23 protein-coding genes and 1 pseudogene are annotated in these 25,601 nt (G+C 42.8%); 2 read left to right on the top strand and 22 right to left on the bottom strand.

The features are described 5' to 3' along the window. Positions 1-385: 385 nt before the first annotated feature. The 15 genes from sat to queF all read right to left on the bottom strand — a co-directional run bounded on the left by sat (position 386) and on the right by queF (position 16,316). On the bottom strand, positions 386-1,552 hold the full coding sequence (sat, locus tag J2S00_RS08820) for a sulfate adenylyltransferase (RefSeq protein ID WP_307338299.1): 1,167 nt from the start codon (positions 1,550-1,552) through the stop codon (positions 386-388). Positions 1,553-1,744: 192 nt separating this feature from the next. After that, positions 1,745-3,466, bottom strand: a complete 1,722-nt coding sequence (locus tag J2S00_RS08815) for an SLC13 family permease (protein ID WP_307338296.1) — start codon at positions 3,464-3,466, stop codon at positions 1,745-1,747. A 101-nt stretch (positions 3,467-3,567) separates the two neighbouring features. Continuing rightward, on the bottom strand, positions 3,568-4,356 hold the full coding sequence (locus tag J2S00_RS08810; protein WP_307338292.1) for a PHP domain-containing protein: 789 nt from the start codon (positions 4,354-4,356) through the stop codon (positions 3,568-3,570). A 29-nt stretch (positions 4,357-4,385) separates the two neighbouring features. Then, positions 4,386-5,177 carry a glycosyltransferase family 2 protein gene (locus tag J2S00_RS08805; protein ID WP_307338289.1) on the bottom strand — a complete coding sequence of 264 codons (792 nt, stop codon included), beginning with the start codon at positions 5,175-5,177 and terminating at the stop codon, positions 4,386-4,388. A gap of 48 nt (positions 5,178-5,225) precedes the next feature. Then, a complete protein-coding gene (locus tag J2S00_RS08800) occupies positions 5,226-6,059 on the bottom strand; it encodes a sulfotransferase domain-containing protein (protein ID WP_307338286.1) in 834 nt (277 codons plus the stop codon). 39 nt (positions 6,060-6,098) lie between these two features. Next, complete coding sequence (locus J2S00_RS08795) at positions 6,099-7,034, bottom strand: glycosyltransferase (protein WP_307338283.1); 936 nt, start codon at positions 7,032-7,034, stop codon at positions 6,099-6,101. 28 nt (positions 7,035-7,062) lie between these two features. After that, positions 7,063-8,514 carry a hypothetical protein gene (locus J2S00_RS08790; RefSeq protein WP_307338280.1) on the bottom strand — a complete coding sequence of 484 codons (1,452 nt, stop codon included), beginning with the start codon at positions 8,512-8,514 and terminating at the stop codon, positions 7,063-7,065. Between the two features lie 35 nt (positions 8,515-8,549). Further along, a complete protein-coding gene (locus J2S00_RS08785) occupies positions 8,550-9,485 on the bottom strand; it encodes an SDR family oxidoreductase (RefSeq protein ID WP_307338278.1) in 936 nt (311 codons plus the stop codon). Positions 9,486-9,511: 26 nt separating this feature from the next. After that, positions 9,512-10,309 (bottom strand): glycosyltransferase family 2 protein, encoded by a 798-nt coding sequence (locus tag J2S00_RS08780; RefSeq protein ID WP_307338275.1) that lies wholly within the window; start codon positions 10,307-10,309, stop codon positions 9,512-9,514. A 41-nt stretch (positions 10,310-10,350) separates the two neighbouring features. Further along, positions 10,351-11,637: a nucleotide sugar dehydrogenase gene (locus J2S00_RS08775; RefSeq protein ID WP_307338272.1), complete on the bottom strand. Its 1,287-nt coding sequence runs from the start codon at positions 11,635-11,637 to the stop codon at positions 10,351-10,353. A 195-nt stretch (positions 11,638-11,832) separates the two neighbouring features. Further along, entirely contained in the window at positions 11,833-12,972 is a 1,140-nt protein-coding gene (locus J2S00_RS08770; protein ID WP_307338269.1) for a glycosyltransferase family 4 protein, read from the bottom strand. Positions 12,973-13,003: 31 nt separating this feature from the next. Beyond that, positions 13,004-14,140: a YheC/YheD family protein gene (locus J2S00_RS08765; RefSeq protein WP_307338266.1), complete on the bottom strand. Its 1,137-nt coding sequence runs from the start codon at positions 14,138-14,140 to the stop codon at positions 13,004-13,006. A gap of 189 nt (positions 14,141-14,329) precedes the next feature. Then, a complete protein-coding gene (locus J2S00_RS08760) occupies positions 14,330-14,917 on the bottom strand; it encodes a lysophospholipid acyltransferase family protein (RefSeq protein WP_307338263.1) in 588 nt (195 codons plus the stop codon). Between the two features lie 119 nt (positions 14,918-15,036). Next, entirely contained in the window at positions 15,037-15,864 is an 828-nt protein-coding gene (locus J2S00_RS08755; protein ID WP_307338260.1) for a DUF1444 family protein, read from the bottom strand. 11 nt (positions 15,865-15,875) lie between these two features. Beyond that, positions 15,876-16,316: a preQ(1) synthase gene (gene queF / locus J2S00_RS08750; RefSeq protein WP_307338257.1), complete on the bottom strand. Its 441-nt coding sequence runs from the start codon at positions 16,314-16,316 to the stop codon at positions 15,876-15,878. A gap of 161 nt (positions 16,317-16,477) precedes the next feature. Here queF and selA point away from each other — a divergent pair, with 161 nt between their 5' ends. Beyond that, a complete protein-coding gene (selA, locus tag J2S00_RS08745; RefSeq protein ID WP_307338254.1) occupies positions 16,478-17,887 on the top strand; it encodes an L-seryl-tRNA(Sec) selenium transferase in 1,410 nt (469 codons plus the stop codon). Between the two features lie 192 nt (positions 17,888-18,079). On the opposite strand, the gene J2S00_RS08740 is transcribed toward selA, so the two are convergent. The 7 genes and pseudogenes from J2S00_RS08740 to J2S00_RS08710 all read right to left on the bottom strand — a co-directional run bounded on the left by J2S00_RS08740 (position 18,080) and on the right by J2S00_RS08710 (position 24,017). Beyond that, positions 18,080-18,217 carry a sporulation histidine kinase inhibitor Sda gene (locus J2S00_RS08740; RefSeq protein WP_307338251.1) on the bottom strand — a complete coding sequence of 46 codons (138 nt, stop codon included), beginning with the start codon at positions 18,215-18,217 and terminating at the stop codon, positions 18,080-18,082. Between the two features lie 234 nt (positions 18,218-18,451). Further along, complete coding sequence (locus J2S00_RS08735) at positions 18,452-18,811, bottom strand: carbohydrate ABC transporter permease (protein ID WP_307338249.1); 360 nt, start codon at positions 18,809-18,811, stop codon at positions 18,452-18,454. Continuing rightward, entirely contained in the window at positions 18,748-19,362 is a 615-nt protein-coding gene (locus tag J2S00_RS08730) for a carbohydrate ABC transporter permease (protein ID WP_307338246.1), read from the bottom strand. The genes J2S00_RS08735 and J2S00_RS08730 overlap by 64 nt, the downstream gene beginning before the upstream one ends. 225 nt (positions 19,363-19,587) lie before the next feature. Then, positions 19,588-20,019: pseudogene (locus J2S00_RS08725) on the bottom strand (type 2 periplasmic-binding domain-containing protein); the annotation flags it as partial. A 37-nt stretch (positions 20,020-20,056) separates the two neighbouring features. Then, a complete protein-coding gene (locus tag J2S00_RS08720; RefSeq protein ID WP_307338240.1) occupies positions 20,057-22,153 on the bottom strand; it encodes an amylo-alpha-1,6-glucosidase in 2,097 nt (698 codons plus the stop codon). A 115-nt stretch (positions 22,154-22,268) separates the two neighbouring features. Next, a complete protein-coding gene (locus tag J2S00_RS08715) occupies positions 22,269-23,300 on the bottom strand; it encodes a LacI family DNA-binding transcriptional regulator (protein WP_307338237.1) in 1,032 nt (343 codons plus the stop codon). A 135-nt stretch (positions 23,301-23,435) separates the two neighbouring features. Continuing rightward, positions 23,436-24,017: a glycerol-3-phosphate acyltransferase gene (locus J2S00_RS08710; protein WP_307338234.1), complete on the bottom strand. Its 582-nt coding sequence runs from the start codon at positions 24,015-24,017 to the stop codon at positions 23,436-23,438. 198 nt (positions 24,018-24,215) lie between these two features. On the opposite strand from J2S00_RS08710, the gene J2S00_RS08705 reads away from it, so the two are divergent. Next, positions 24,216-25,568 (top strand): UDP-N-acetylmuramoyl-tripeptide--D-alanyl-D-alanine ligase, encoded by a 1,353-nt coding sequence (locus J2S00_RS08705; RefSeq protein WP_307338232.1) that lies wholly within the window; start codon positions 24,216-24,218, stop codon positions 25,566-25,568. Positions 25,569-25,601 lie beyond the last annotated feature (33 nt).

The raw sequence follows: 25,601 nt of genomic DNA, 5'->3' as shown, positions 1-25,601 counted from the left end.
CACAAAAAGCACTGCCCTTCTGACAGTACCTGTTTGTCATCCCGGCTAATATCCTAAAATCCTGTAATATATTTTGCATACTCTAACGGAGAAACAAATGCTTTTCTAATGGTTCCCGATCATATGAGCGATGTAAAGCTTTTGGCAGAATTGGCGTTACACGCAATAAACCATAACACAGTATATGGAAGGTGAATGAGTGTGGACACGGCATCTATCTATGGAAAGAACGACTAAATAGAAACCATGCCAATACCCCTACATCAAAGCGTCCTGAATCTCTAAGTTTGATCATACCCTCTTAGGACAACTTTGAACCATTTCATTAAGCAGGTCATACGGTATAGGTGCAGAACTTTAAAGCTGAAAGCTGGAAACTTTTTTATTATTTCCTGCTGACTCTCCTCTTTTGATATGCTTCCTTAAGAACTTGTGCCACTTGTGGTCTTGTGAATTCTGGTGGTAAAGAGAGCCCTTGTTGCAATCTCTCTCTTACCTTGGTTCCGCTGAGAAACACATGATGGGCTGATTCATGTGGACATGTTTTATAGCTAGTCATTCCCTCACACTTTTGGCAATAGAACGCATGTTCAAAACACAACGGAGTGATTCCCAGCTCCTCGACAGGCAAACTTTTGATCAGTGCTTGGGCATCATAGGTTCCGTAATAGTTCCCTACCCCTGCATGATCACGTCCGATAATGATATGCGTACATCCATAATTCTTACGACAAATGGCATGAAAGACCGCCTCCCTAGGGCCCGCATAACGCATGGCTGCCGGAAAGACAGATAAACATACTTTTTCTTGAGGATAATAATGCTCCAAAAGCACCTCGTAACTCTTGATGCGCACATCCGCAGGCACATCATCTTTTTTCGTCTCTCCGACAAGCGGATGAATGAAGAGTCCATCCGTGATTTCCAAGGCACATTTTTGTATATACTCATGGGCGCGGTGAATAGGGTTTCGTGTTTGAAAGGCAGTGACCGTATTCCATCCCTTTTCCTGAAAGTACTTCCTTGACTGCTCGGGCTCCAAATGATATTCTTGGAAAGGCATATTGGGGAGTTGAATCAAACGGATTGGCCCTCCTAATAATACATCACCCTGACGATAAAGATGAGCCACCCCCGGATGATTGATATCCGTTGTTTGAAAGACGTGGTGGGCTTCTTTTTCCTTACTATATGAAAATTTCTCCTCCACCTTCAAAACTGCAATATATTGCAGCTGGTTATCAAGTATAGCAACTTGGGATCCTTCCTCAATGTCTTCGGCAACTTCCCTAGAAACCGGAAATGTGATAGGTATCGGCCATAACTTACCATTAGAAAGCTGCATATGAGAAACAACAGACTCGTAATCTTCTTTACCCATAAATCCCTTTAATGGGCTATAAGCACCTACAGCCAAAAGGACAATATCCGAAATAACCCTGTTTTCTACTTGTATTTTCTTCATGATCAGGCATTGAGCCAATAACAGTTTTCTTTCCTCTTCAGATGCCTTCAAATTGATAAGCTTGCCTCCATGGGGTTGTATAGACATGCGTACACCCCTTCCTTTAAAGAAGTAGATTGTTTTTTCCGTATTTCTCCTCATAACAATGAGCTGATATAAGTGCAAATTCGAGCAACTGATTCTTGCACCCATTCTTTACTGAGTTAAGTGTTATGCCAAGTGATGTTCTGTGTCTCTTGATCATTATTCATGGATATTCTCCCCTCTCCTGTCTACTTTCTACCCCCAAACCACGATGGCCATGATAACTGTAACCATCATACACAATATACTCAATGGGAAGCCCACTTTCATGTAATCGGTAAATCGATATCCTCCTGGACCATAAACCAGTAAATTTGTTTGATATCCAATCGGGGTGATAAAACTACAAGAAGCAGCAATAGCAATAATAATAGAAAAAAACATCGGATCGATTCCCTGAGTTATAGCGACAGAGTATCCAATCGGAAACATGAATGCCGCTGCAGCAATGTTATTCATGATTTCGGTAAGAATGTTCGTACAAATGTAAATGAACAGCGCGACCCCAAACACACCGAAAATGGCTTCAGTTTGGAGGATAGCACCGGCAATGATAGATGATAAACCAGTTTTTTCAATAGCTTGACCGATTCCAATGGAAGAAGCCATCAGGATCAAAATGCCGATATCAACAGAGCTTCTGACCTCAACAGGCGTGATAGATTTCGTTAAAATGAGAATGAGTACGCCCAGTAAAGCAGCATATAATATAGGCATCATTTGAAAAGCCGAAAGTATGATCACTCCAATTAAAGTTGCGATAACAATTTTTGATTTAGCAAATATGTCTATGTCGTTTGCAAATGATAGATTTTCGGAAGAAACAATATGAAAATCCGCAGAATCAGACCAAGTCTTGCCAAAGTCCTTCCCTGTTATTAAAAGGAGCACATCCCCCGGTCTGAATACCATTTCCCCTATACCTGATGTGACATCTTTATTGTTCCTGCGTACAGCAATAATGGCAGCGTTATACTTGGAGCGAAAATGACTTTCTTTTACCTTTTTATGGAGCAATGGGGACGTCGATGAAATAACCGCTTCTACTAATGAGAAAGGTCCGTTCTCATACGTGACATGCTCCTCACTTTTGGTTTCCAGGATCATGTTCTTCGTTCTCGCCAATTCTATGATGCTTTGAGGATCACCAGCAAAAATCAATCGGTCGCCGCTCTGAATCACTTCTTGATTCGATACTGGTAAGATCATTCGTTTTCTGCGTGCAACACCAATCAAAAAGCCATCTTTTAACTCCCTTAGTTGTGCACTTTTTATCGATTGACCTATGAGCTCGGAATGTTCCGGTACCCGAAATCGAACAATCCAATCTCTATTGGATTGATGAAACGTATCCATCATGTTCGTTCGTTCAGGCAGGCGGTGCTGACCGGTTACAACCATATATATGAGGCCAACGATGGTCAGTGGTATACCAATATAGATAAATTGAAACATCGTAAATCCTGGTAATCCTTTTTGTTGCAACAATCCATGAATGATTAAATTGGTTGAGGTTCCGATCAATGTGATGGTCCCACCCAAAATGGCAGCATACGATAACGGTATTAATATTTTAGAAGGGGATAGGTGATGCTTGGAGCACCAGCTTTGGAGGATGGGAGTGAGTATCGTGACGATCGGTGTATTGTTCATAAATGCAGAGAGAAAGGAAACAGATGACATGATTTTAACGAGGATCAATGACAGGGATTTCGTTTTTCCCAACAGGTGTACCACCCAGCGGTACAACACACCGCTCTTATGAACGGCAGATCCGATAATGAATAAAAGTGCAACCGTTATGACGCCTGGATTGGAGAACCCTATAAAAGCCTCTTCAGGTGTCAGGATACCCAATAACACAAGCAATGCCAGGGAAATAAAAACCGTCAAATACGGAGCCAGCCATTCTTTCATTAACGTGACGCACATAAACACAATGATGATAGTTACTAAAACAATCTCTATATTCACAACGTCACCCCGTTGTTTTCTGTCCACATCTTGTTGTCGGTCGTTTATCGAAACTGACCTAAATGATGTTGATCATGATGAAAATCGGATCCCCCGGTCATCACCAGCTTGAATTCATGTGCCATGTTCTGATACCGCCTTTGATCTTCTGTACGATGCTCACGATGCCATACTTCAATCCCATCGAAGTTAAAGAGATGCAGCAGTTCCCGAACCAATTCATCGTTTCCGATGAAAACAGGATGAGCCAAAACAGCCTTTCCTCCTGCACGATGAATCAAGTCGATGCCTTGCTGGGGAGACAGCGTCACTTTATTGACCGCACAGGGCTTCCCGTCTGCCAAGTAATGATCGAATACCTCTTGATAATCGGACACATATCCTTTGTGGACAACCGCTCTGGCAATATGGGGCCGGCCAATGACACCGTCCTGACTGAACTTCTTTACATCATCCAGCGTGAGAGGCATCCCTAATTCATTGAACTGAGCAATGATTCGCAACGCTCTCTCATAGCGTCCTTCACGGAGCTTAGTTAAAGTTTCAGTCAATTCACCACAAGTTGATACATTGTAACCCAAAATATCAATGCTTTTTCCCTTATACTTCGTGCTCAGTTCTACCCCGGGAATCACTCGCACACCATAGCGTTTACCCGCTTTTTTTGCTTCTTCAATACCTGCCAGTGTATCATGATCTGTAATGGAGATGGTTTTCAAACCTGATTTCGCCGCTTTTTTAACCAGCTCTTCCGGTGTATACACGCCATCTGAAGCCGTTGAATGTATGTGCAAATCAAAATGTCCTTGCTTTATGATGTTATCCAGATCCATTCTGAATTTCCCTTTCATTGAGCACATGTTTATAATTTGAGCGAAAACCGTTCAATTGTTTCTGAACTCAAGTGTTTTTGTACTGTTTTTAGCGGAAGTAATCCCCTGGCCGTTTTATATTCCGACAACCCATGTTTTTTTAAAAACAGAGGCTTATAAATTTCCTTCGCACGTTTCCTGTATTTTTTATAACGATCATCCGTTCGATCTCTAAAATGATAGATGAATACTTCTGGATGAAGGGCGACTTTTATCTTTCCTTTGTAACTGAGGAAAAAGTCAATATGCTGCCCTCCTGTTTTAAATTGTTCATCCCACTTGTATTTGCGTAATGTTTCGGTCCTCGCCAGAAAAAAATTATTAATATAGTCATATAACCTACAGCCATACTGTTTTCCATTTGACTTACGAACTTTTCGAAGTTTAGTCCCTCTACGGATAAGCTTCCCATGAAAACTTCTTACATGATTTTTCTCCAAAAGCCGGCCACCCACGATATCGATATCAGAGTTCTCGAGTACATCAAGAAGCTTTTCAATCTTTGTTTCTTCAATAAAACAATAATCATCATCAAGGACCAACACGTAAGGGGTCTTCACTTGTTGGATTAGAAAATTGCGCCCTTTTGGTAATCCGCTATCAAACGGGAGAATATGGTACTCGACATCGCTACGTGGAACTGGCTTCAAACTATCGTCTGCTACGATAATAGGCAAATCAGGATAATATTTCTTAATGCTGTCAACTAGCCGATTCAGACAATGAGGTCGTTCAAATGTTTTAATAATGGCCGTTACTTTAGTGGCTAACTGAGATGTCAACCTCCTCACTCCTTTCAAAATACCTATCATACACAATTAAACCTATTATTAATCATCTAAAGAATACAACTCTAACGTATGAGGAGCATGCTGATACAGGCTTTCTTTAATGTTGTCGACAAGAGAATAATCATAATGGGGACTCCTTTTTTTGGTATTTATCTTGACCTTTTCTTCAAATTTCCGCTGAAACAGCTTTTCAAAGATTGATGGGCCTTTTATGATGTCTTCATATTTGATTATTCGAATGTGATGGCGATTGTTTAGATACATTTGGCAAAACAAATCATATATTTTGGCATTTTTAATTAATTGATCATCTTTTGTGGCGATGATCTTATTTAATTCTGGCCAATGAGCTGCAACCGCCTGCGGTTTATTTCTTCGATACCTGCCTACCGAATGCCAGGATAAAAGCGTTTGTACGGGATGCCTTGTGATGGCAATCATAGAGAATTCATTCGATTTGATCAATTGGGGTAAAAGGCCGGTATAGAGTGTACAATGTTTAATACCTAACAGGAAATCTTTACTATCAATGTTAAACACTGTTGGTTGTTGCTTAATACTCTTATCTTTTTTTCGTTTTTTGCTTTTATTTTGGTGAGCGTTACTGTAATAATTGGTTGGTGGAGAACCATCTTTTTTACGATGATCAAGGACAGGTTCCCCATTTATTATTTTTTTTCTGATCATGGCAAAATCGTTGATTAATCGTTCAACAAGTTGATCATGTTTTATGGTTTCACGTAACCATTTTTCCTGCCATTTAGGCTCATTTAAACATATGCTATTCGTTAAACTATCTATAAGGGCGGCCGTTAATGTTGTCCCCCCTCTTGGAATCCCAGTGACAATGACATTTTGTTTGAATGAATCCATCTTTACATCCTCCTTCAAAATCCGATAATATCAATTGCTTCACATCCCTAAAAATGTTTTTACATGCTGGACGAATTCATTGACCCGGATCTCCGTCGTGTGACGAGCCCTGACCATTTCATATCCTCTTCTTGAGATGTCGTTTCTTTCGTCCTCATGTTTAAGGTAATATTTCGCTTTCTTTAAAAAGTTATGCTTATCGATTTGTACAAACGTCTCCCCATCTATAAACCCCAGATCTTTTAACTCTTGTGATCCTGTTGCTAACAACAACGTGTTGCAGGCAGGCACTTCAAAATACTTACTAACCGGGTATTTGTATAAAGAGCCGTCCGTTAAAAATATTTTGGCCCGATTAATTTCTTGGGCATATTTCTTGCCAATAAAGACTTCGCCTTTTTCTCTGTTACTAAAATAGCGATAACCGGGATGTTCATGGTAAACAAACCCTTTTATGGATTTCATTTTGCGAACCATTTTGTGACGAAATGGATAAACATCTTTGTTGACCCGCCCCATCAGTAAATAATCAATATCTTTTTTTAAACCGTAATCTTTAAATATTCGCGGATTGACATGGCGCGGTAACCATATAAACCGATTAACATACTCAGGGAAATAACGTGCAAAAGCATCACGGTAAAACCCAAAAATGACGTCAATACATTTGTCATTCATTAAAGTCCGGAACCGTCTTGTTTTATGATGAAGAACATCCACCAATACGCCTTTCGGAACAGGAATGTTATTTAAGCCTGTAATGGGTTTCATTCTTGGAAGATTGTGATCAATGTATATAAAGTCAGGAGTTAAGTCTAATCTAGCTAGTAATTCCTTAATATCTCCCCCATCTTCAACAAAATGAACATCAACATCAGGATGCTTTACTAGTAAGGATTTAAAATATTCACTTTGTTCATGTAACCAATTCCTCCGGTTGACGGTGAAATATAATATTTTTACCTTTCGGGGCATAAGATTTTCCCCCTTGATCAGCCCTCCATTAACGTAATCTTTTTCTTTTGATTGTTTTATGTGGATTGATAGGTATTTGTAAGACATCCGGCCACATATGTTTGATCATTTGAATGTATAATGTATCATTGATCCGATCGGCTAATGGAACACTGAGTAATTTTTTTAATATGGATCGATTATTGTATAATATATAGGTGTTGTGTATAATATCCGTTTCAAGTAACACAAGACTTTGCCAATTTCCGATCCGATACTCCCAATAGACGATATCATATGGATCGTAGTTGAATATCTTTTGACTATTTAGTTCAGTTTGTTGAATATATTGTTTAAAAGCATTGCATATAAATGTGCGATCACCTTTAATGGGGTATAAACTGGCATATATATCGGCAGAGATCTTGTTGGGAAGATCATATTTTCTTCTATAAAACGCCCGGCCAATTTCAGATACATTCGATTTCACATGCAATAATCCTTTAGGATAGACGGAGTATAATCCCTTCCCAATCAATACCCGTTTCCACGAAGCCAAGTAAGCACTGTTCTTTACGTATAAGTTGAAAAATTCTTTGTCAGGTTGTTGATTACACTCGATTGCCTGGTGGTGAAGATTGAGAAGATGACACAATTTTTGAGCTGCCTGTGCGTCTTTTTCCAATGACTTTTTTATATCCGTTGTATAGGTGAAATAATGGATGCTGTTTTTGTGTTTTTTTGCTGCAGCTAAGCTTAGGCGGCTATCAACCCCTGCTGTTAATGAAAGAGACAACTTGTATTTTTTCCTTAATAAGTCCATTTGATTGGTAAACAAAGCCCCTAGTTCTTCTGCCAATTGATCGGTTACTTTCTGACCCAATAAAGGTTCTCGCGGAAAAAATCTTTTGACCTTATATTTGTTTAAATCTAACAACGTATTGGGAGTGAGCAAATCAATATTTTGATAAGGCGTTAAAACCCCTGGCAAATGACTGTCAAGATGATTTTTAAAATCAACACTTTCCATGAATTTCCTTATATCAGCATCTATTTTGTAGTGTTTGAGGTCTGCAATCAGTTGGGCATGGGATGAAACGAAAACGTGATTGGTGTCACTGATATCGTAAAAGACTGAGCGATTGCCCGCTGCATCATGAATAATGTAAGATTGGGCTTTCGAGCGTATAAATATGACAAACCTCCCACTTAACATGTCAAGATAGTCAAAAAACCTGTCATTTGAATAGGCGAATTTTTGACAAAGGTTGATTAAAATTTTTTTAGGATTACTTATCTTCGAAAACGGATTTAACACGATCCCGATAAGTACAATATCTACATCATTGTAACGACGATGATACACATCCACGGTCTCGTCTGTATAAATCGAATACCCTGCAACGTTTAATTCCTTCCAATGCAGAATGTCAGGTATTTTATTAGATAATGGTCGGTTTGTGATGAGAAACCCATTACGATACAAAAAGTGATAGGTCATATTTTCTCATGCCCTCCCGTAAATCAAAGCGCCTCTTATTCTTGCGCTTTGAACCACTCTACTGTCCGCTTCAGTCCCTCTTCTACAGAGATAATCGGTTGATAACCAATGATCTGATAGGCATGTTGATAATCCGCCAATGAATGCTTGACATCCCCTTGACGTTCTTCAGCATAGCGAGGTGTGATTTGTTTATTTAAAATCGTGTTGATCATGTGAACTAAGTGATTTAACGTTGTGCTTTCGCCGCAACCAATATTCACCGTTTCTCCTCGAAGCCGAGGCGCTTGTGAGGCTAAAAGATTAGCCAAAACAACATTATCTATATAGGTAAAGTCTCGAGACTGAGTGCCATCACCAAATATAGTCGGGGACCCGTTACGAATCATGGTTTGAATAAACTTAGGAATCACAGCTGCATACTCAGACTGAGGATCCTGCTTTGGTCCAAACACATTGAAGTAGCGAAGCGATATCGTTTCCAGACCATAAACGTCATGGAACACTTTACAATATAATTCACCTGCATATTTGCTTACAGCATAAGGAGATAATGGGTTTGCTGGCATATCTTCTCGTTTCGGTAATACATTTGAATTTCCGTAGACCGATGACGATGCAGCATAAATGACCCGTCCAACGCCATTGTTAACAGCAGCGTGTAACAGTTGGACTGTGCCGGATACATTGACATCATTGCTCAGCAGCGGATTTTTTATCGATTTTGGGACAGAAGGAACAGCTCCCTGATGAAAAATCACGTCTACGCCTTGTACGGCTTTGTTAACTGTCCGGGCATCAGTCAAATCGCCTTTAATCAGTTCAATATCACTCAGCACATCTTGCAGATTATGTTTATGTCCAGTCGATAAATCATCCAGTACACGTACCCTTTTTCCTCGTTGGACTAAGGCATGAACAATATGGGAGCCAATAAACCCTGCTCCACCGGTGACAAGATAAACCGTCACAATATCCCCTCCCTTCTTTTGTTTATTTATTCCACTTTCTCCAAACGTTTGATTTTCAAGTATCCATACTTCTTTGTATATACCGGTCTGTAGTGGTTTCCCCATTTTTTCAGATAATACTCAATGACCATTTTCCGCAATTCATTCCTTTGTTCTTTGGAATCCTTATTCGTAAGTCGGTCCCGATGTCTGCGGCAGTTATACAAATATTGATCAATCCAGTAAAACGGGTATCTTTCGATGAGTTTGAGGCATATGCGGCGATCAGACATGATTCTCCCTTCATAGGGATCATCGGTCTCCCATCCTCCTGTCTCACGCAAAGCCTCCGTTCTAAAACAGCGTGGTACCGGGGAATATGTTAAATATTGAAGAAAATCATATTTATCCGTAAATGAACGATGCCGAATATATTTCGTTACTTTCCACTTTCCATTTTTCTTTCGTCTAAATTTGCAGTTTCCGTAAAATAGTGCTGTTTGAGGATCTGCTTTTTTAATTGCTTTGGCCAATTCCTCCAGCGTACAGGGCTCCAACCAATCATCCGAGTCTAGTTGAACGAAATAAGGAGTGTCCACCTGTTCGAGAGCGATATTTAACACTTTGGCCAGACCGACATTTTCTTTTAATGAAATCACTTGAATTCGTTTATCATTCTGAAACGGTCTAATGCGCTGTATGGTTCTGTCCGTCGACGCATCATCGATAATAAGCAGCTTCCAATAAGGGTACGTTTGGCGAATCACACTTTTTATTGCCTTGCGGATCATCTTCTCTCGGTTGTATACGGGAATGACCACTGTAAAAAGGGCCTCATCAGCCATATTAATCCCTTCCTTCCGGTCACATTCGTTTACCCCGGTCTCTACAGCCGCATCACATGCGCATACGTTTCCTTGATCGCATTTCTTGTATCAAATACAAGCGGCGCAAATTGAATGATGTCATCATACGGCAGGAAACTGTGATCCGTTAAAATCACGACACAATCACTCTTCTTCAGTCGACCCCTTGTCAAGGCCACGCTGGTATACGTTTGATTGCCTACGTTCACATGCTTAACCAGTGGATCATGATAGGATACAATGATGTTTTGCTTGAGTAATTTTTCGAATATGGGAATCGAAACCGATTCACGGACATCAGTTACATCCTTTTTATAGGTCATGCCCACAAGCAACACATGCCTGTCACGCATGTCATTGTTCCGTTTTATCAACAGTTTCAAAATACGTTGAACGATATAGTCAGGCATTTTATCATTGACATCTTTTGCTGTTTCGATCATTTTGACATTTTGATGATGCTGACGTGCTTTCCATAAGAAATACAGGGGATCGACCGGTATGCAATGGCCGCCGATACCCGGGCCCGGATAATATGGGGTAAAACCGTACGGTTTCGTTTTTGCTGCCTCAATAACCTCCCATATATCGATTCCCATCTGCTCACAACAAATGGCGAGTTCATTCATCAGAGAAATATTGACAAACCGTTGTGCATTTTCTAAGATCTTTGTCATTTCTGCAATTGTTGGGGATGATACTTGTACCAATTTCGTAAATACTTGGCCATATAACTGAGTGACTCTCTCCTTACATTGATCAGTCACTCCACTAACCACCTTGGGGATGTCAGCGATATCATACTCCTTATTACCCGGATTAATACGTTCTGGTGAGTAACCGAGATAAATATCAACTCCTACTTTATGACCATTCTTTTCGAGTAAGGGACGTACAACATCTTCTGTCGTACCCGGGAACGTGGAACTTTCCAATACGATCAGCTGTCCGGGTGAAACATGGGCTGACATGTCCCGGATCGCACTTTGAACATAACTCAAATCCGGGGCTCTGTGTTCATTAAGTGGAGTTGGAAGACAAAGAATACATGCATTCACCTGACGGACTTTCTCATATTGTCCCGCTACCTCGAACGTCCCTTTATTGAGGTTATCGTGAACCTCGCTATCGGAAACATCATCTATATAACTTTTTCCTTGTCGTAAATAAGCGAGCTTTTGTAAATCGCGGTCAAAACCTATGACTTTGAATCCGTTCTTCGCAAATAACATGGCCAACGGCAAACCAACATAACCGAGTCCAATAACAGCAATTGTAGTACGATCTGAAAGATACATGTTATTCATCAAGACCCCTTCTTTGCCAACATCATTAATCTGTTGAAAATAATTTCACACGCTTAAACGTGTTAATCTATTTGTACGGTAATAAAAACGGACATGTTCTGGGCTCTAGCATGAGTTTCATAAAAAGAGGCATTTGATAGGATAATAGAAGTGAGATTTACATATAAAAAAAGCCTTATTGAAAGGCTCTTTTAATTATTTGATAAGTTTCCGGTACACGTTAACGTATGCTTTGGCTGTCTGTTCCCAAGTAAAATCCTTTACACGAGCCAGCCCATTTTCTCCAAAGCGCTTTCGTAACGTTTTAGACTGTAGCAGCTTATTGATCTTTTGAGGTAACTGTTCAGATATATTTTCTATGGGTACAACATACCCAGTTTCGTTATCTATCACGATTTCCGGTATCCCACCACTATCAGTTGTCACCACCGGCTTCTTTGAGGCCATGGCTTCCAAATTCACTCGACATAATGCCTCTTTTCCGGTCGATGGCGTCACCACCACATCGGCTAACTGATACATATAAGGCATGTCTTCCGGTTTTATAAATTGGGTGAATATGATACAATCTTTTAATCGTTTCGCTTCCTTTTTAATCCTGCGGAAATAACGTGTGGATGTGTTACGCCCATACCTGGGGCTGCCGACAACAAGTAACTTTACACTTTCATGCCGATTCCGTATTTGATGCATGGCGTTAATCAGATGGTGAAGACCTTTCCCTTTGATGATACGCCCAACAAAAAGTAGCACTCTATCGCCTTGTTGTATCCCATATATGTTTTTTAGGTTGCGTAATTTCTGTTTAGCCTTTTCTGCAGCACGGTAATGTTCTGGGGCGATTCCTAAATGAATGCCGTATGTCTTTCCTTCTACTTGTGGAAATCGTTCCTCATATTCTCTTTGAAGAAAGCGGCTATTTGTAATCAATGCGTCCACCTGACCCATGGCATGATTGGCCTCTTCTGTTGAAATCAGTCTGGAAGATATGAAGGTAAGCGAGTGCATATTGAGAACGACAGGTGTATGAGGAAAATGGTTTTTAATGATTGAAATATATTGAGGACGGTTTTCCACCTGGATAATATCTGGGTGAAATCTCTTTAAATCTTCAAGCACTAATTGTAAATAATCTCGCCAATGATGGTAAGTGAAACGGCGGTATTCAACATGCCCCTCCTGAGTAGACACCGGATATTCTTCACACTTACGTGTATAAATCACAACATGATGGGGATATAAAGACTTACCCACCATTTCAATATCATGTTCCACAGATGTACCGATGACTGGTGGAACAGAAAATTTCCCAGGGCTAACAAAGACGATCTTCATCTTTTTTTCTTGATGGTTAAGAATTTTTTATCTACACCTCCGTATTGAAGCTTGTTAAATGCAGAAATTTTGCATATTCCAACGGATTGATAAAAGCTTTTTTGATTGTAGGATTGTCATATGACTGAATTAACGATTGTTTGGCGGATCTGGCATTGACTTCGATCAGAAACATCTTCCCGTTAGGATCGATCACAAAATCGATGCCCAATTCCCCAAATTTTCCGTATAAACGTTCAATATGGTAAAAAACATTGATTAAAAAATCATCTATCTTCTTCTCCAAAAAGAATCTATCTTGTTTCGAATATTGAAGGCATTCTGTTAAGAACGTTTGCAGCGAGTATACACTGGTATTAGCTCTTGTACTGGTTATAGGTACACACTTGTCCGCTTCACGTACAGACGTAGCGACGACCTCCACCTCACCGTTCCCATTGCGTTGAACTTCGGACCTGAAGTCCACGATCCGATCATCATGCCTCCATTGACTTTCTATCGCTTGCTGAATGAGCAGTTTTTTGTTACCACATATTTGATGTAATTTTTGATCCAACTCTTCTAATGTTTTTGCAGAACCTCCCTTCAAGCTATTACCATAGTAACTATACTTAAACCCCTCTCCTGTATTATTTTCCACAAGAATGACTTTTCTACTGTATCTTCCTACATGTGGTTTAACATATACCCTATCGAAATGCTCAAACATATACATTAAATCATTTATCCCTGTAAATGAGACAGTGGTAGGTAAATATTCTTTCATATCTTCGTTTTTACTTAATTTTTGATAGACATCCCATTTGTTAAAATCGCCCTGTGCATTTAAAAAGATGACGCCATTTTCTCTTAACCTCCGAAAAAATGCTTGAACCTGCTTCTTACCGTTTGACCGACGTTGATATAAAACAACTGGAAAAGGGAATACCTTTTGTTTCCACATTTTACATTGATCATCATAATATGTTCCCTTGATCTGTTTATTTAATAAATCTACATCGGGCATCGCAAAAAAGTATAAGTTGGTCCTTACTTGCTGGTTTGCCTGACGAAGAAAGTCAATCCGTTCCTTTACACGCTGATCATTCAGTGCCTTAATGACTGAGGATTTAACGAATACAGCTACGGTCGTTTGATTGGGAGGATGATATGGAAAGGAATGAAACACAGTTGCACCTCCTTAATGAGACTACCTTCCATTTAAGAGAATCTTTAAATTTTCTTAACACTTAATTTGGATAAGCAGCAAATTGACCATTCTCTTTTCATTCATACTATGAAAAAAGATAGATTTTGATTGATCATTTCCCTTACTTTTATTAATAAAGGCATATGGACAATACCACCCTCTTCCTCTTTAAACGGGCTCAGGCTTCCAGGCCCGCTTACCTGCTCCTTGTTCAGCTTTTAACTGTCGGATTTCTTTCATAATCGCTTCAGCCAATACTTGGTAATCCCGTGTGTCAAACCGGCTGATGTCAATCGGCGGACCGATCCTCAAAGTCAGATGCCTTCTCAGACGCCTTTTTCCTCTTATAATGGCAACAGGAAGGACAGGCGCTCCCGTTTTACAGGAAAAAAAAGCCACTCCTTTTTTGGGCCTGACCTCTTCCCCTTCCTTACACCGGGTGCCTTCCGGAAAAATGCCAAAGACTTCGGCACGCTCAAGCACAGCCAGAGCACGGCGAACAGCCCTAATCACCGAGCCGCCTTGACGGTCAACAGGGATGGCATGCAACTTGTGAAAGAGCCAGGCCGACCACTGAAAGCGAAACAACTCTTTCTTAGCCAGAAAATGAATGGGACGTTCCAAAGCATAACCGATGACAATAGGATCATGATTGCTGATATGATTGGCCGCCACAATCACTGCCCCTTTTTCCGGCACATGTTCCAGACCTACGATGTCCAGCTTAAACAGAAGAGCCAAATACCACTTGGCCATTCTTTTCAAATAAGCATACACCCTGCCTCACCACCAACCTATTAGTGTCTTTTTTAGTTTGGATAAAAACACAGCAAAACATTCTTGGCAATAAAATTGGCGGCCATTTAGTGGCCGCCTTACTTTTTCCGTTTTCCATTCACCGGTTTCCGTTTAGCTAAAATGAAAATGGGTTCCATCTGACCGTCTTTATACTGAAAAGGAAGCATCGTGATTGGCATATCCCCCTGCCTGTAAAAAGCAAGTGTCAACTGCTGCAAAATGTCATAACCGTCATCATTGCGGATATCAGCCATCACCAACACATCCTGATGGGGAATAGCCAGGCAAAATTCCCCTTTGGCCTTCTGCGCATACATCTGGAGCAGGGAGTGGTTCAATATCCGGCTGGCACCATAACCGTCACCCGGGCTGATAAAGTAAAAATGGTTGCCGGCCACCACATCCAGCTTAGCCTCTTGTGTTAAACCGCGCAGATTAAATAACGCCTTTTCTTTTAGTTCCTGCTGGGACCACCCCGCCTCTTCGAGCAGTCCAGTATCAATTAACGTATAACTTTGACCCAAATCCAAGGCGTAAAAAATCCGCGATTCAGCCGTATGCTCAGCATAGACAAGCGCTTTTCCGTCCGATGTTTCCACTGGAAAAGAGGTGCTGCGCATCACAGGATAAACGTACTCATCTTTTCCTGTCAAAGACAAAGTTTCCCGTTGTTTGGCTGCTTCCACCACAATTTGAATCTGACGGATCATATCGTTCAACACTTGCTGTGGATCTGCTTTTTCCTGTCTGATACGACTGACCACCCTGGGGATGGAGACTTCAAAGGGAGCATGGGCTTCATCAAAGCGCACCTCCAGCTTTTCCTTGTCTCTGTCCCAGCGGGTTTGCCACCCCCGCTTTTGGCTTTCCTTCTCCAGGGCTTGGCGAATCTCTTGTGAGTTCATCCTTCCCCTCCTTATTGCTGCTCTGTTCCTTCTGCATCAGGAGCGACATATTCGGCGACCGTGCGGGTGCCTAATCCCCCGCGGGCATTCCAATGAGCTTCTACCTTCATCATCAGCGGGTCACATACGTTGACCAAATCGTGTAAAATGCGCTGAGTGGCATGCTCCTGGTAAATCCCCACATTGCGGTAAGAAGTGAGGTAATACTTCAGGGATTTCATTTCAATCAAGGTTTCTCTGGGAATGTACGTAATTTCAATTTCGGCAAAATCTGGCAACCCAGACCAAGGACAAACCGACGTGAATTCACTGGTTGGAATGGTCACCTCTGTCCGCTTGCCCACATATTCATAAGGAATCGTTTCCAAAATGTCAACCAGAATGACGCTCTCATCCTGTATATCAAAACGAATGTTTTCGTATTTTTTATGATTGACCTGCTCCTTACCCATTGACAATCATCCTTTCTCAGGTGCAAATCTATGTTTTGCAGTTATCTTTTTTCCTTTTACATTTTTATTATTATATAATAATAACCGACGACAGGAAAGATTGGATCTAAAACAATGGGATATCCCTTACATCATACCACTTCAAGCTGAAGGGGGATACTATGTTAACAACCACTCAACAACAACTGTTGCGCCAAATTCCTGCCATTCATGAACTGCTGAGCTTGCCTGATGTTCAGCGGCTAAATGAAGGTCAGGTGTTGGATCAAGAAACACTGACACAGCTTTGCCAGAAAAGTGTTGAACAGGTGCGGCAAAAAATCTTAACAGAGACACGACCAGCAGACTTTTCCGTAGAGCAAGAGATCATACAGACCTTGGCAATGAAAATCAAACAGTTGCTCCACTCTCCGTTAAAACCAGTGATCAACGGGACCGGGGTGGTACTGCATACCAATTTGGGGCGGGCAAAACTAAGCAAAGCAGCCCAGCGGGCTCTGACGGAAGTGGCCACCTATTATTCCAGCTTAGAGTTTAATTTAGTGGAAGGGACCCGGGGATCACGGCACGACATTGTGGAAAAATTGATCTGCCACTTAACTGGTGCAGAAGCGGCTCTGGTATGTAACAATAATGCAGCGGCTGTTTATTTGGTTTTAAAAGAGATGGCCACCAATAAAGAAGTCATTGTCTCCAGAGGAGAATTGGTTGAGATCGGAGGTTCCTTCCGGGTGTTTGAGATCATGCGTGAAAGCGGAGCCAATCTGGTAGAAGTGGGTACCACGAACAAAACTCACCTGTATGATTATGAACGGGCCATTAGTGAACGGACAGGCTTAATCATGAAAGTGCATACCAGCAATTTTGTCATTAAAGGCTTCACTGCATCTGTCCCGGGACACGAGCTGGTTCAACTGGCCCACCAACGCAACCTGCCGGTTTTTGAAGATTTGGGCAGCGGTGTACTCTTTGATCTCCGCCCGTACGGGATCGGCAACGAGCCGACGGTGCAGGATGTGCTCCGGGAAGGGATAGATCTTGTTTCCTTCAGTGGAGACAAGCTTTTGGGAGGGCCCCAGGCCGGGATTATCGCCGGCAAAGCCGAATACATTAAGCGCCTGAAAAAAAATCAGCTGATGCGCTCTCTGCGTGTGGACAAGTTTACTCTTGCAGCCCTGCATGCCACGCTGAAGGCATATCTCAACCCAGCACAGGCCAAGGAGGAAATTCCCACCTTGCGCATGATCTTGCAAGCTGAAGAGTCAATCAAAGCTAAAGCGGAGCAATTTATTAATCAAGTGGACAGTTCCATATTTACCGCCGAACTGATTCAAGTTGAATCTGAGGTAGGAGGCGGAACATTGCCAGAGGTCACACTCCCATCCTGGGGTGTCAAGTTAACGTCTTCTGTTGACCGTTCGATTTCCGCCTTTAGCAAACGGCTGCGTACATCCCCTTTTCCAGTGGTGGGCCGTATTATGGATGATCACCTGATTCTTGACTTCCGCACCATTGATGAAGAAGAGATCCCTATTGTGCTGAAAACACTACATGGACAAGCACAGGCTTAAAGAAAACTTGGCTAACGCCAAGCCGTTAGGCGCAGTGCGGTAGCCTTAGTTGCCCTTATCTATCTACGTCATCGTGTCCACTACGTCGATTCATACATCTGGCTGACACGATATAAATTCTGATACGGTAAAAAAATCCACCTTCTCCGGTTAGGATTAAACACAAGCTGTTTAACCGGAGCAAGGTGGATTTTAATGATAAAGCACAAGGGGCAAGAGGTTTCGTCTCTGGATCTCTTCCAACAGCAGGTGCAAAAAGTCTTCTGAGCATTTTATCTCTATGGCCTTTTTGTAGGCCTCAATCAGTCCCCGGTCACTTAAGCGATCCATCACTGGTTCACCTCAAAAAAAAGTTTACTTGATTATAGCATGCCTGCAGATATAGAACAAGCGTTCTACTTATCCACACTCCCTTGTGGTTAAGTTGTGTATAAATTGTGGTTAAATAATCAAGATACCGTAACGAAAAGGAAAAAGCTGTGAACAACATCATCCACAGCTTTTTGCACAGCGATTTTCAGCCACCCTTCTTACAAAAAAAGTTCTTAAGGCCTATTCTGTTGCTCATTTCAGTCCCGTTGTGCTGATCCCTCTGACAAAGTGGCGCTGGAAAAGCAAGAATATCACCAAAACAGGAACCATCATGATAATCGTTCCCACCAAAATGGGGCCCCACTCGGTATAAAAATTGTTGCGAAAGCTTTGTAATCCAACGGTTAAGACATGCATCTCCGGCTTTCTGGCCATGGTTAAGGGATACATAAAGTTGTTCCAGGCCCCCATAAAAGCAAAGATGGTGCATGCTGATAAGGCAGGTTTGGATAAGAGCAAAACAATCCGGAAAAAGATGCCAAACCGGTTCAACCCGTCAATCCGGGCCGCCTCCTCCAATTCTCGCGGAATGGACAGGAAATACTGGCGCATGACCAAATGTTCATGACCATAATTGAAGGTAAAGCAAAGGCCGGATCTTCAAACCAGACGCGTGGTTCTACACCAAACCAGCCCAGAAAAGTATTTAACATGCCATTGCGGGAATAGATGTATAAGAATATCAGCGACGCCACATCCGAAGCGGTGATGGAGGGAATAAAATAAGCCGCTCTGAAAAAGGTTTTACCCCGGATATTGGCATTTACAATCAGAGCCAGCAGGACCGCCATGGCCGTCTGTACCGGCACCACCCCGATGACATAGAAAAACGTATTGTACAGGGAACGGTGAAACACCCCATCGTCTAACAGACGCCTGAAATGATCTAATCCAATCCAGATGCCCTCATTGCGCAGCAAGTTATAGTCCTGAAAAGCCAAGGAAAAGACAAATAAAATCGGATAGAAAAAGAAAATGGCCAAGAGCAGCACGGCAGGCATCAACATGACATAGCCTGTTAAAAATTCACCCATCCGTTCGGAACTCAGTCTCTTGTATACCCGGACAAACACGTTTTGCTGTACAGGACCGGTTTGCATCATCATTTTTCACCTCATATGTCACTCAATGCGGAAAAGGTTATCATTCCCTCGCTCTTGCCCCAGGCCATAGATGAATGACCTGAAACAAAAGCCAGGGCCAACCTGCCTTTTACGCTGTTTTCCGGTAAATAAGCTTAATGCAAGCAAGCTCCGGATCTGTGGATATTTGGGGTGGGCAAGGGGAGAGACTCTCCCCTGTGCCACTGTCACTTTTCCACCTCAAGTTTAAGGATTCAGGGCATCAATCTCCTGCTGGGCCTCAGTCAATGCTTCTTCAGCCGTTTTTTGGCCCAAAAAGACAGCTTCTACAGCGTTATCAAAGATTTGATTCTTACGGCCAAAGTTGGGTCCCAAGGTATAAGGCCGTGCGTAATCCCCACCAAGCACCCAAGCTTTACGCTCAGGATATTTCTCAATAAAGTCTTCAGCCAGAGACATGCGGGAAGGCAGAGCCAGTCCTCCCTCAACAGTAATGTGTTGCGCTTCAGGACCGGTTAAGAACTCAATCAGCTTAAAGGCTTCCTCTTTATGAGCAGAATTTTGTCCCATCACATATGCCACTGTAAAGGCGAATGTGGCTGGCGCTTTGGAGTAAGGCAGTTCCGCTACCTTGTAATCGAGATCCGGCGCTTCATCCTGTAAATAACCTACAATCCATGTTGGATGAGTCCCAAAGCTTCTCCCTGGTTTGCGATCAGATCATCACTTGCAAACCGGTTTCATTTTTTAACATTTTAACCGTCACTTCCCCTTCTTCATCTTTAAGCAACAGCACATCCAGTGTTCCCTGCCCCACACTTATATCTGTTACTTTTAAGCGGTTGATTGACGGAGGCAAGGAGGGCGAGAATCTGACCAGACCTCTGGGTACATCTGGCTGAATGCCCAACATGGTTTGCAACATCACAAAAACTGTTCCGGCAGCCCAAGCCTGTGGTGAACAAGCTACCGGATAATCAACAGGATATGGTTCTTCCTCCCTGTCATAGCCGCAGAAAAGCTCAGGCAAGCGATGATATTCGAAATGGCTGGCTGCCTCAAGAAGCGCTTCAACCACCTCCATCGCCTCCCGGGCATAGCCCAGCTGCTTCATGCCCAACATGATCAGAGAGTTGTCATGGGGCCAGATTGACCCGTCATGATAACTCATCGGATTGTAGCGGGTGCTCGTTGTGCTCATGGTGCGAATCCCATAGCCGCTGAACATGTCAGGGGCCAATAAACGCTTAACCACTTTTTCTTCCTGTTCCTTGGTTAACAGGCAGCTCCACAGACAATGTCCCGGATTGCTCGTCACACTTTCAACTTTATTCTTATCACCATCTAGTGCAACGGTGACAAATTGCTCCTCTTCCAGCCAAAACCGCTCAGCAAAGGCTTGTTTTAAAGCAGCTGCTTCCTGACGCAATTGGGCAGCCAATTCATGTTCTTCCAAATCATTCATCACATCAGCCAATTTCGTCTTGGCATCATAGACATACCCTTGAACTTCAGCCAATGCAATAGGTGCCCTGGCCAGTTCACCATTCTTATGCACAATGGAATCTGCAGAATCTTTCCAGCCTTGATTGGCAATTCCTTTGCCGGATTCTTGACAGTACTCCACAAAACCATCCTGATCCCGGTCTCCATACTGATTTATCCAGCTGATGCCCGCTTTTAAATGGGACAACAGTTCTCTCATCAACTCAATATCTCCTGTCCAGCGGTAGTATTCCGCCGCTAAAACCAGGAACAACGGAGTGGCATCAATGGTGCCGTAATAGGGGGTATGGGGAATATCGTGGTTATTGGCCGGTTCCCCGAAACGAAGTTCGTGCAAAATCTTTCCAGGTTGCTCATCTCTCCAAGCATTGACTTCCCGCCCCTGATATTTGGCCAACGTTTTTAACGTTCCCTTCGCAATATCAGGATTGACAGACAGCAGTTGAATTGCCGCAATCAAACTGTCCCGTCCGAAGGGCACTGCATACCAGGGAATGCCGGCGACAGGAAACCGGCCTTCGCCCAGATCAGTCAACAACGCTCTCATATCCAGCAAGCTGCGCTCATACACCTTATTAAACAGCTCCGAATCGGAAAAGGCTTTGGTGCTGGCCTGTCTCCACTCCCCATAGCTGGCTTCCAGAGCGTCCAGAGCTTGTTCAAAAGTGACTCGCTCAGGCACTTGGTTTGCAATGACTGGACAGATGACAACATTGACTGAGGCCGTTGACTCAGGCCTGACATGAACTTCCAAAGATAACGTCCCTTGCTCTGAAGCAGACTTGGGAGAGGGCTCAACTTGAATAACTGTCTGTCTTGATATACCGTCACTGCCCTCATACCCCAAAATCAGACCATCATTCGTCACGGCGGGGGCCTGCAACACACCTCGTCGCCCTTCCAAATAACCACGCACCGCAAACATATGATTATAATCCGCTCCGAATCTTAGTTTGGGCCGGACGGTGAGCGGGAAGTTGTTATAATTCTCAAAAGTGATTTTTTCATAAAACACACCATTGTATATAAAACGTTTTCGGTGAACACCTAAAGACTCACGCCACAATACAATTTCATTACCGCTTCTTGTCTCAGCGTTGGTCAATCTTACCGTGCCAAGATAATTTTGTTCTGAGCGGGAGGAGAGCAAAATTAAGTCAATCCCCTCCAGCTCCAGCTGGTACATGCTCAAAAAGCGGGTATCCTGGTAATATAATCCTTTTTCTGTTCTATCCTTATTCGGGATGTTGCCATCTTTGTCAGTCAGAATGAACAGATCGTTCTCTTTCAAGACGCGATAATCCATCATACTTCGCCCTTTCTTTGTACAGCAAATTTTTTCAACAACTTTTGATGCGATGAGATATATTCGAAAACGTTTTTGAGATCCCTAAAAAATATAAAGCACTGTGAGCCAGATTCTATACATGACCATCCGGATTAAGCAGATCTGCCGTACTTTCACGCTGAATGAGAGTAGGAGCCAAAACTCTGGAATATCCTTCGTTTCCCTCTAGTAATTCCATCAACATATTAACCGCGGAGGCTCCCATCAGATACCGGTTTTGATAGATTGTGCTCAAGGCTGGGGTCATAATTTCTCCCAACTCAATCCCGTCAAAGCCAATGACGGATATATCTTCAGGTACCCGCCATCCCATTTCCAACAACCTGGTGATGGCGCCATAAGCAATAAGATCACTGGCACAAAATATGGCCGTTGCTTGCCGGTGCTTTTGCAACAGTGTGGCAGCTGCCTGTCCCCCGCTAGCGCTTTCAAAATCGGTATAGGCAACATAATCTTCACGGTAAGAGAGGCCATTCGCTTCCAGCGCTTTCTTATATCCTTCCTCCCGCTGCAGACTGACAAAAGCCTGCCGGTGGCCATTAATCATCAAAATTTGTCGGTGCCCCAAATCTAACAGATGCTGAACAGCCATTTCCGCTCCTTTGACATTATCAGTCGTCACGTAACCGCAGGTCGAGCTGACAATCGGCACATCTATCAAAACCGTGGGGATGTCGGCTTCAACCACTTCCCGGACATAGGGATCATCTGTTTTGACACCCATCAGGATCACACCGTCAAAATTGCGTTGCAAACACAAATCCAGGTACGACATCTTTTTCTGGCTTTCAGAGTTGGTCCCATACAAAAGGACATCATACTGTTTGGCATAGGCCTGGTCATTAATGCCGCAGATCACATCAAATAGAAAATGGTGAGCCGAACGCGAGGTGCTAAGTCCTGATATGATCAAGCCAATGGTATTGGTCTTTCTTAAAACCAGGTTTCTGGCCGTTGTATTGGGTTGGTAGTTTAACTCTCTGGCAATTTTAAGTATTTTTTTACGGGTTTCCGGCTTAATGTCCTGATAGTTATTCAGGGCTTTGGAAACCGTTGTGACTGATACACCCGCTTTTCTGGCGATATCTTTGATTGTCGTGGGCATAGAGGTTTCCTCCTACAAACCAAACAGCATCTAAGAAAATGTTGGTTTCGAAAACGTTTTCTTTTCAATCAATTACAGATCATGTTACCACATTTGACGACGTTCGACAATATAGAAGTTCATGCAAAACAAGATTTATATTTTTTGAACCTCAGGTCCTTTTCTGCTTTTCAATTTGAAATTTTTCCGGTGTTTGAGAAGAATAAGCAGGCAAATCAGGAAAGAGATGAACAGGGCTAAAAGATCATAGGTTAGCTTATAATAAGTAAAAGGCACAATCATCGTGCCCATCATGGCAAACAGAAACATATATTTAGCAAACACCAGGCCGGCACCCCAACATAACACCAGCACAAACCCAACCAGTGGTTCGGTAGCCAAAAACACTCCCAGGCTGGTGGCAATGCCTTTGCCCCCTGAGAAACGGAGAAATAAGGATTTCATATTGCCCAAAATCAGGAACAGACCGACAATAGACGTTTCCCCGAAAGACAAGTAACGCAGTGCCAGATCAACCAGGAGGTAAGCCTTGCCAAAGTCCCCTAACAAGACGAGTAAACCGGCTTTTTTCCCCATCGTTAAGTAAGCGTTACTAGCGCCTATGTTGCCTGTTCCCACCTGTTGAATATCAATGCCTTTCAGGCTGGCAACGATCTTACCAGTCGGAATGGAACCTATCAAATAGGCCAGCAGACAAAACAACAGCAGTGTATTCATCCCATATTCCCCTTAGTCCAAAGTCTAACTTAATTCTAATAATTTACGAATATAATTTACGAAGTCCTATATGAAGTTCTATTATATTTTACGTAATTAGGTCCAAAATAGAAAGAAAAAACTCCAAAATCCCGTGCTGATTATATAAAATGTTAATGTGTCCAAAGTTATTCAGTCTAAAAGTAAAGGGGAATCTACATGCTGACAGTTAAGGATGTGGTGGAACTTTCCGGGAGCCAGTTGCTACAGGGGGATCCGGAAGCCATGGTTGAGTTTGTCCATTTCGATTCCAGACAATTGGAAGACCACTCCCTGTTTGTGGCTCTGACAGGAGGCGCCCGGGACGGACATCAATTTATTGATGACGCGATTGAAAAAGGCGCCGCCTCAGTCCTCGTTTCCCAGGACGATCCCCAGCTTCGCCAGACACACCAAGGGGTTAGCTTTATCTTTAACGAAGATACCCGGTCTGCCTTCCAGGCATTGGCTACCGGGTACCGGAAACGCTTAAGCCTCCCAGTCGTTGCCGTGACCGGCAGTAACGGCAAAACAACAACCAAAGATATGATTGCCCATCTGTTATCCGCCAAGTTTAAGGTATATAAAACCTATAAGAATTTTAACAATGATTTGGGGGTTCCTTTATCTCTGCTGCATATTAAAAAACACCATGAGCTAGCGGTGCTGGAACTGGGGATGAACAAGGCTGGAGAAATCGATTTTTTAGCCCGTATGGCCCAACCGAACATCAGTGTGATTACCAATGTTGGGGACGCCCACATTCAATTTTTTGGCCTGCGTGAAAAAATTGCTGAAGCCAAAGGAGAATTGTTGCCCCATACGGATCCGGACGGGTTTGTGATCCTCAACGGTGACGACCCGCTGGTTCTGAGCCAAGCCCCCCGGTATCCGGGCAAGGTGTATACCTACAGCATCAGGAAAGAAGCAGATATCTATGCCACTAACATCACCTTTTCAGAACATGGCAGCTTCTTCGATTTGCATGTCGATGGCCAGTCGGTTTCCTGTTTCATGCCCATGTTTGGCGAACACAATATTTCCAACCTGCTGCCCGCCGCCTTCATCGCCTACCGGTCGGGCATTAACCTGGAGACATTGCAACAAACCATGATGTCCATTTCTATTTCGGACATGCGCTTTCAAACGATGGCTGGGCCTAACGGCAGCATCCTGATCAATGATGCTTATAACGCCAGCCCCACGTCTATGAAAGTGGCCATTGACACTTTTGAGCATATTTATCCCGGCCGGAAAAAAGTCGTTGTGCTCGGAGACATTTTTGAGCTGGGAGAACAATCTGACAAGCTGCATACAGAAGTTGGCCAATATATTAAAGACAAACGGCTTACTGTGATTACGGTAGGTGATAAATCGTCACTCATCTCCAAAGCAGCGGGCGGAACCCATGTGTCTACCCATGAGGAAGCCATTGAGGTTCTCAAACCTTATCTGACACCGGAGCATGTCATCCTGCTTAAAGCATCCCGGGGCATGAAACTTGAAAAAATCATCGAGTCACTGACCCCATAGCACCAAGAAAGCCGACTCCCCTCCCTATGTTCT

Origin of the sequence: Caldalkalibacillus uzonensis (assembly GCF_030814135.1) — a bacterium.
In the GTDB taxonomy this organism is placed as follows: Bacteria; Bacillota; Bacilli; order Caldalkalibacillales; family Caldalkalibacillaceae; genus Caldalkalibacillus; species Caldalkalibacillus uzonensis.
Note: the sequence above shows the minus strand (reverse complement) of the source record. Positions and strands in the feature narration are given on the sequence as shown.

Bases quoted from the DNA above. Each gene is read 5' to 3' on its own strand.
- sat (WP_307338299.1), bottom strand. From the start codon at position 1,552: ATGTCTATACAACCCCATGGAGGCAAGCTTATCAATTTGAAGGCATCT.
- J2S00_RS08815 (WP_307338296.1), bottom strand. From the start codon at position 3,466: ATGAAAGAATGGCTGGCTCCGTATTTGACGGTTTTTATTTCCCTGGCA.
- J2S00_RS08810 (WP_307338292.1), bottom strand. From the start codon at position 4,356: ATGGATCTGGATAACATCATAAAGCAAGGACATTTTGATTTGCACATA.
- J2S00_RS08800 (WP_307338286.1), bottom strand. From the start codon at position 6,059: ATGGATTCATTCAAACAAAATGTCATTGTCACTGGGATTCCAAGAGGG.
- J2S00_RS08795 (WP_307338283.1), bottom strand. From the start codon at position 7,034: ATGCCCCGAAAGGTAAAAATATTATATTTCACCGTCAACCGGAGGAAT.
- J2S00_RS08790 (WP_307338280.1), bottom strand. From the start codon at position 8,514: ATGACCTATCACTTTTTGTATCGTAATGGGTTTCTCATCACAAACCGA.
- J2S00_RS08780 (WP_307338275.1), bottom strand. From the start codon at position 10,309: ATGGCTGATGAGGCCCTTTTTACAGTGGTCATTCCCGTATACAACCGA.
- J2S00_RS08775 (WP_307338272.1), bottom strand. From the start codon at position 11,637: ATGAATAACATGTATCTTTCAGATCGTACTACAATTGCTGTTATTGGA.
- J2S00_RS08770 (WP_307338269.1), bottom strand. From the start codon at position 12,972: ATGAAGATCGTCTTTGTTAGCCCTGGGAAATTTTCTGTTCCACCAGTC.
- J2S00_RS08760 (WP_307338263.1), bottom strand. From the start codon at position 14,917: ATGGCCAAGTGGTATTTGGCTCTTCTGTTTAAGCTGGACATCGTAGGT.
- J2S00_RS08755 (WP_307338260.1), bottom strand. From the start codon at position 15,864: ATGAACTCACAAGAGATTCGCCAAGCCCTGGAGAAGGAAAGCCAAAAG.
- queF (WP_307338257.1), bottom strand. From the start codon at position 16,316: ATGGGTAAGGAGCAGGTCAATCATAAAAAATACGAAAACATTCGTTTT.
- selA (WP_307338254.1), top strand. From the start codon at position 16,478: ATGTTAACAACCACTCAACAACAACTGTTGCGCCAAATTCCTGCCATT.
- J2S00_RS08740 (WP_307338251.1), bottom strand. From the start codon at position 18,217: ATGGATCGCTTAAGTGACCGGGGACTGATTGAGGCCTACAAAAAGGCC.
- J2S00_RS08735 (WP_307338249.1), bottom strand. From the start codon at position 18,811: ATGCGCCAGTATTTCCTGTCCATTCCGCGAGAATTGGAGGAGGCGGCC.
- J2S00_RS08730 (WP_307338246.1), bottom strand. From the start codon at position 19,362: ATGATGCAAACCGGTCCTGTACAGCAAAACGTGTTTGTCCGGGTATAC.
- J2S00_RS08720 (WP_307338240.1), bottom strand. From the start codon at position 22,153: ATGGATTATCGCGTCTTGAAAGAGAACGATCTGTTCATTCTGACTGAC.
- J2S00_RS08715 (WP_307338237.1), bottom strand. From the start codon at position 23,300: ATGCCCACGACAATCAAAGATATCGCCAGAAAAGCGGGTGTATCAGTC.
- J2S00_RS08710 (WP_307338234.1), bottom strand. From the start codon at position 24,017: ATGAATACACTGCTGTTGTTTTGTCTGCTGGCCTATTTGATAGGTTCC.
- J2S00_RS08705 (WP_307338232.1), top strand. From the start codon at position 24,216: ATGCTGACAGTTAAGGATGTGGTGGAACTTTCCGGGAGCCAGTTGCTA.